General features: G+C 42.7%; 5 protein-coding genes. 3 read left to right on the forward strand and 2 right to left on the reverse strand.

Going from position 1 to position 6,864, the window contains the following annotated elements; all coding sequences use genetic code 11:
- The 3 genes from JWP71_RS12650 to JWP71_RS12660 all read left to right on the forward strand — a co-directional run.
- On the forward strand, positions 1 to 984 hold a 984-nt coding region (locus tag JWP71_RS12650), incomplete at its 5' end, for a homogentisate 1,2-dioxygenase (protein WP_299500521.1).
- A gap of 165 nt (positions 985 to 1,149) precedes the next feature.
- The gene (gene hppD, locus JWP71_RS12655; RefSeq protein ID WP_299500527.1) at positions 1,150 to 2,301 is read left to right on the forward strand and encodes a 4-hydroxyphenylpyruvate dioxygenase; all 1,152 of its coding nucleotides are present in this window, start codon (positions 1,150 to 1,152) and stop codon (positions 2,299 to 2,301) included.
- 154 nt (positions 2,302 to 2,455) lie between these two features.
- Positions 2,456 to 4,219: an aromatic amino acid hydroxylase gene (locus JWP71_RS12660; RefSeq protein ID WP_299500533.1), complete on the forward strand. Its 1,764-nt coding sequence runs from the start codon at positions 2,456 to 2,458 to the stop codon at positions 4,217 to 4,219.
- Positions 4,220 to 4,507: 288 nt separating this feature from the next.
- Here JWP71_RS12660 and JWP71_RS12665 read toward each other — a convergent pair whose 3' ends face one another.
- Positions 4,508 to 6,130: an NADP-dependent glyceraldehyde-3-phosphate dehydrogenase gene (locus JWP71_RS12665; RefSeq protein ID WP_299500538.1), complete on the reverse strand. Its 1,623-nt coding sequence runs from the start codon at positions 6,128 to 6,130 to the stop codon at positions 4,508 to 4,510.
- A gap of 208 nt (positions 6,131 to 6,338) precedes the next feature.
- Positions 6,339 to 6,864: 6-phosphogluconolactonase (gene pgl, locus JWP71_RS12670; RefSeq protein WP_299500544.1), on the reverse strand; the 526-nt coding region annotated here is incomplete at its 5' end.

Consider the following 6,864-nt stretch of genomic DNA (forward strand, 5'->3'; position numbering starts at 1 on the left):
TATTCGGTAGCGCCAAAAATAGCCCGCGAAAAACATTTGAAGCATACCAGCCTGCTGGGGTTTAATATAGAACCAGCCGATGATTATTTGCAAAGCCGCAAACCAGTTTTGGTTAACAATGATCTGCATATTTCGCTTGCCGCTCCGCGTAAATCAATGACCGACTACTTCTACAAGAACAGCCAGGCCGATGAGGTGGTTTTTATACACGAAGGCACAGGCACTTTAAAAACAGGTTTCGGCAATATCAAATTTGCTTATGGCGATTACCTGATTATTCCACGCGGTACTATTTATCAGATGGAATTTGATACAGAAGCCAACCGCCTGTTTATAGTAGAAAGCTTTAGCCCTATTCGTTCGCCAAAACGTTATTTAAATAGTTATGGACAACTAATGGAGCATGCGCCTTATTGTGAGCGTGATATTCGCCGGCCCGAAAACCTGCAAACGAATGATGAAAAAGGCGACTTTAAAATACTCATCAAAAAGCAGGGATTAATATATCCTTATATATACGGCACACATCCGTTTGATTTTGTGGGATGGGATGGCTTTCACTATCCATGGGCATTTTCCATCCATGATTTTGAGCCGATAACCGGTAGGCTGCATCAGCCACCACCCGTACACCAAACTTTTGAGGGAAATAACTTCGTGATCTGCTCTTTTGTGCCACGCAAATTTGATTATCACCCGCTTTCTATCCCTGCGCCATACAATCATAGTAATGTGGATAGCGATGAGGTGCTATATTATGTAGATGGTGATTTTATGAGTCGTAAAAGTGTAGTGAAAGGTCAGATTACCTTGCATCCCGGCGGTATACCGCATGGGCCGGCGCCGGGTACGGTAGAGCGATCTATCGGTAAGGAATCAACAGATGAACTGGCGGTCATGATAGACCCCTTTCACCCGTTGATGATAACTGAAGATGCGGTTAAAATTGAAGATGAGAATTATTATAAGAGTTGGATAAGCTAAACAGCATCAATAACCCTCTTTACGCCAAAGACGAAGAGAGGGTGGTCGGGTAAAGCGATGACCGGGTGAGTTGACGGCGTACGTTCATTGCAAGTCGGTCTCTTCCGCTAGCGGGAAAGAGGGTTGTTTAAAACAGATTAAAAGAACATAATATTTATCCATATCATGGCAATACAAATAATAGAAAATAAAAAAACCTCTTCTACCAGGGGAGATTTAGAGGAGGCTGCCGATTTCTTGCCGCTTAACGGTACCGATTACGTGGAGTTTTACGTAGGCAATGCCAAACAAGCTGCATATTATTATAAAACAGCGTTCGGCTTTCAGGACCTGGCCTACGCCGGGCCTGAAACTGGCGTGCGCGATCGTGCATCGTATGTTTTGCAGCAGGGAAAGATTAGGCTGGTATTGACCTCGCCCCTGCACTCTGACCACCCAATAGCCGAACATATAAAAAAGCACGGCGATGGTGTAAAAGTTTTAGCCCTATGGGTTGACGATGCTTACGATGCCTTTGAACAAACCACCGCTCGTGGTGCAGAACCATACCAACTGCCGCAAACCATTACCGATGAATTTGGCGAAGTGCGCACCAGTGGCATTAAGTTATATGGCGAAACGGTGCACCTTTTCATCGAACGAAAAAATTATAAAGGATTGTTTTTGCCGGGATACCAGAAGTTGGAAACCAATTATCAGCCAAAGGATGCCGGCCTGTTGTATGTTGACCATTGCGTGGGCAATGTAGGCTGGCATAAAATGAATGGGTGGGTAAGTTTTTATGAAGATATAATGGGTTTTAAAAACATCCTTACGTTTGATGATAAAATGATCTCGACAGAATATTCTGCCCTGATGAGTAAGGTGATGAGTAACGGAAACGGCTATGTGAAATTTCCGATAAATGAGCCTGCGGAAGGCAAAAAGAAATCGCAAATTGAAGAGTATTTAGAGTTTTATGAGGATGAAGGCGTGCAGCATTTAGCCCTTGCCACACATGATATTATAAAAACAGTAACCGATTTGCAAAGCCGGGGTGTTGAGTTTTTAACCGTACCAACCTCTTACTATAAAGAATTGACCGCGCGTGTAGGACATATTGATGAAGATTTGGGTCCGCTGGAAAAGCTGGGTATTTTGGTTGACCGCGACGATGAGGGATATTTATTGCAAATATTCAGCAAACCGGTAGAGGACAGGCCAACCTTGTTTTTCGAGATCATACAGCGTAAAGGTGCTAAATCATTCGGTGCAGGTAATTTTAAAGCGTTGTTTGAGGCAATTGAAAGGGAACAGGAACTAAGGGGGAACTTATAAAAGCCCCGAATACCCTCTTTACGCAAAAAGGCGAAGAGAGAGGTGGTCGAGCAAAGGGATGACCGGGTGAATAGACGGCGCGCGTTTTTGCAGGACGGCGAGGACTCACCGTGCGACTCTTCGGGCGGTTGTTAAATAGATTAAAAAATATGTAATGGACTTCGAAGACTTTAATAATCCGCAGGTAGCTGCATTGCCAAACCACCTCAGGCAATATATTGTAGGCCAACACTACGAGCATTATACGCCTATTGACCAGGCCGTATGGCGCTATATAATGCGCCAAAAGTTTAGCTATTTAACGGATGTAGCCTTTTATCCTTATATCCCCGGATTAGTAAAAGCGGGGTTGACCATTGACCATATTCCCCGGCTGCAGGAAATGAACCATGCCCTGGCAAAAATTGGCTGGGGCGCTGTTACCGTTGATGGCTTTATACCGCCCGCGGCCTTTATGGAATACCAGGCTTACAAAGTATTGGTTATTGCTGCGGATATACGCCAGCTAAAACATATTGAATATACACCTGCGCCGGATATTATTCATGAATCTGCCGGGCACGCGCCTATTATCGCCGACCCGGATTATCATCAATATTTAAGTTATTTTGGATCGATAGGTGCAAAAGCAATGTTTTCGGCACAGGACTATGAATTGTATGAGGCTATACGTGCGTTGTCTATCCTGAAAGAAATGCCTGATGCCGATCCGATAGGGCTAAAAAACGCAGAGGAGCAGGTGGCCTATTGGCAGCAAAATATGGGCGAACCATCAGAAATGGCATTACTTAGCCGCTTACATTGGTGGACGGTAGAGTATGGCCTGATAGGCACACTTGAAAAACCAAAGATATACGGAGCAGGTTTATTATCATCTATCGGCGAAAGTGCAACTTGTATGCAGCCTCATGTAAAAAAACTTTGGTATACACCCGAAGCGGTGAACTATGCTTATGATATTACCCAACCGCAACAACAATTATTTGTAACCCCAACTTTCCAAAACCTGATAGCTGTTTTGGAGCAATTTGCAGATAAAATGTCTTTTCGTATTGGAGGTAGTTATGGTTTGCAAAAAGCCGTAGAAAGCGGCAATACCTGCACCGTGGTTTATAGCTCGGGCCTGCAGGTGTCGGGTACATTAACCAATTTTATGAAGGATGCTAACGGGCAACCCGCGTTTATCAAACTTACCGGCCCTGCGGCATTGGCTTATGCGGATAAACAATTAAACGGCCATGGAAAGGATTATCATAAAGATGGCTTTAGCTCGCCGGTTGGACGGTTAAAAGGATATGATACACCTTTTGAAGATTTTAATAGGGACGAACTACTTTCAGTTGGCGTAAGTGTAGGCGAGCAGGCGCAGCTAAGTTTTGAAAGCGGAATAAATTTAAAAGGAATTGTAAAAACTCTTTTGGTTAAAAATGGTAAAACCCTGCTTATTACTTTTGAAGATTGTACCGTAAAATCAGCAGATGGACAAATACTGTTCGACCCGGCATGGGGTGTGTATGATATGGCTGTTGGCGAAAGCATTATATCGGTTTACAGCGGTGCCGCCGATAAAAATACATTTGAAGAAATTGGTTACAGCCCCAAAACCAGTACCTATCATCCAACTTACTCAGAACAAAAACTAAACCTGCACCGGTTATATCAACGGGTACGGAACTGCCGCGAACAGAAGTCGGGGTATGACCGCCTGCCATACATTTGGGATCAGCTTCAACAGGATTTTCCGCAAGATTGGTTATGTGCGTTAGAGGTATTAGAAATACTGGATCATAAAAACGATGAACAGGAATTAGCCTTAATAATAACCCAATTTTTAAAGGATAAGGCAGCGGCGCTACCCGAGCTTAAAAAGTTGATTGAAGACGGGCTTTACCTGATAAAGCACCCGGTAGAGCAATAGAGATTACTGAATATGTTTTAGGTAATCTTGTTTCAAAATCTTGTTTCACCACTGCAAAAATTGGTAATTTGCAATCATTTGATTATCAATGATAAAACTTTAAATCGCACCTAAAAATACTGACGAATAAGTTGTTACATTTTGTTACACCACTTTTTCGTAATTAACTCATAAACAATATTTTAGGTCGAAATATTGTTACACTTGTTACATTTTGTTTCACCACACGTGTAACAAGATGCATCAAAGACTTACGAAGTTTAATTACTTCGTAAGTCTGAAATAGCGCTATAGTATAAACTTCGTACTCAGGAAATTGGATGAGTTATCATTAACAATTTCGTTAATAAGGTGTTTGTTGGCCTCATTTAATTTAGCAGCAACCAAGGAGCGTATAGAGAAAGCGCGCAAAGCATCATGCACAGAAAGGGTGCCTTCTGCGCTGTCTTTACGGCCGGTGAATGGAAATACATCCGGTCCGCGCTGGCATTGGGTATTGATATTAACCCGGCTAACCAGGTTAACAAACGGATCTATCAACGCAGCGATCTCATTGGCATTCTCGCTAAAAATACTTACCTGCTGGCCATGCGGCGAATCTATCTGGTAGGCAATTGGTTCTTCAATATTTGTAAACGGCACTACCGGGATAACCGGGCCAAACTGCTCCTCGCGGAATAGCTTCATTTTATCGTTAACAGGATATAAAATAGCAGGGTAAACAAATGAAGCAGCAGTTGCACCACCATTTTCATTAACAACCCTTGCACCATTTGCAACAGCATCGGCGATGGTTTCTTTCAGGAAATCGGGCTTATGCGGTTCGGGTAACGGTGTTAATTTAACGTCTTTATCCCATGGTAAACCAAATGGCAATTTAGGTATGGCTTCGCTTAATAGTTTTAAAAATTCATCGGCTACGTCTTTGTGCACATAGATGATCTTTATAGCGGTGCAACGTTGCCCGTTAAATGATAATGAACCTAAAATACACTCGTTAACAGCCAGTTTCAGATCGGCATTTTTGGTGATGATAGCTAAGTTCTTGGCATCCAAACTTAAAACAGCACGTAGCCGGTTTATTTTAGGGTGACGCTTTTTCAAATCATTAGCTACCTTACTTGACCCAATAAATGCCAGGACATTAATATTGCCTGTAGCCATTAGGCCCGGCGTTACCACCGCGCCCCGGCCATAAACCGTATTAACCACCCCTTTAGGGAACGATTCCTGGAATGCCTTAAGCAATGGATAATGCAAAAGCGTACCATGCTTAGGCGGTTTAAATAATAACGTGTTGCCCATTATTAGGGCGGGTATTAATGTAGTAAAGGTTTCGTTAAGCGGGTAGTTAAATGGCCCCATACATAATACAACACCCAAAGGCGAACGACGTACCTGCGCAACAACACCCTCTGATATTTCAAAGCGTGACGATTGGCGGTCTATATCTTTCAACGCGTCAATAGTTGCATTGATGTATTCGATGGTACGGTCAAACTCTTTGGCAGAGTCGGTGTATGATTTGCCTATTTCCCACATGATGAGTTTAACTACCAAACCGCGCTGTTCTATCATTTTAAAAATGAACTGTTCCAGGCACTTTATACGGCCGTCAATGCTCATGGTGGGCCATTCGCCCCGGCCATTGTCATAAGCGGCTATAGCCGCCTCTAAAGCCTCGTTGGCTTCCTTTTCTGTACAGATGGGATAGGTGCCTATTAGTTTGCGTTGCAAACCATTGGGCCCGGGAATGCAAACCGGCGAATAAACCTCGCTAACCGGGCCATCCCATTTTTTCATTTCACCATTACATAAATATTCGCGTTGGTGGATCTCTTCTATCCTGAATTCTTCCGGTATCCGGCTTTCTTCTACGAATATGGATTTGATCTGATCTTCAAAACTCATCTTACTTATTGTTATTATTTATGCCGCAAAGTATAAAATATTATAATAGTTAAAGGCTATTACACCTCATTTTTATACGAAAACGTAATAGTTATAAAGGGGCTTCGAGGGCGAATAATAAGTAAATTTGCGCCATCGCCTTAAAGTAAAGGCAGGCAATTATTTAGGAGAAAATAATAAAATAGGCACTTAGACTGAAAAGCAGATGTTATTGATTTTCCAACTTAGCTGCCGCCGCTTCATCCAAAAACCACTCTACCTCGCCGGTAATAGAATCGATCAATTGCGCAGGATAATTTTCAATATCCTCATTATCCTCCAATACATGGTGCACAGCCTCTGCTTTACCTTCGCCATAAACTAAAAAGGCAATGTATTTTGCCTCATTAATTAGCGGGGCATTTAAGGTGATGCGGTACACCTGCTGATCTTCCAGCCAAACTTCTTTTACCGATGGGGTTAGGTCATGCAAAACCGGGGTATGTGGGAACAGTGACGCGGTATGCGAATTATCACCTAAACCTAATAATACCAGGTCAAAACTCATTTCATCCTCGTCAAAAAACTCTGCTATAGTTTCGGCATATTTTTGTGCAGCCTCTTTTGGAGTTAGCGTTGTATCAACCGGGAAAATATGATCGCTATCAATATACAAAGGCTCAAACAGCGCTTTTTTTGCCATCAAGTAATTGCTATTCTTATCGGTTTGCGGCACATTGCGCTCATCACCAAAA

This window comes from Mucilaginibacter sp., from assembly GCF_028287845.1.
GTDB lineage: Bacteria > Bacteroidota > Bacteroidia > Sphingobacteriales > Sphingobacteriaceae > Mucilaginibacter.

Bases quoted from the DNA above. Each gene is read 5' to 3' on its own strand.
- JWP71_RS12660 (WP_299500533.1), top strand. From the start codon at position 2,456: ATGGACTTCGAAGACTTTAATAATCCGCAGGTAGCTGCATTGCCAAAC.
- hppD (WP_299500527.1), top strand. From the start codon at position 1,150: ATGGCAATACAAATAATAGAAAATAAAAAAACCTCTTCTACCAGGGGA.
- JWP71_RS12665 (WP_299500538.1), bottom strand. From the start codon at position 6,130: ATGAGTTTTGAAGATCAGATCAAATCCATATTCGTAGAAGAAAGCCGG.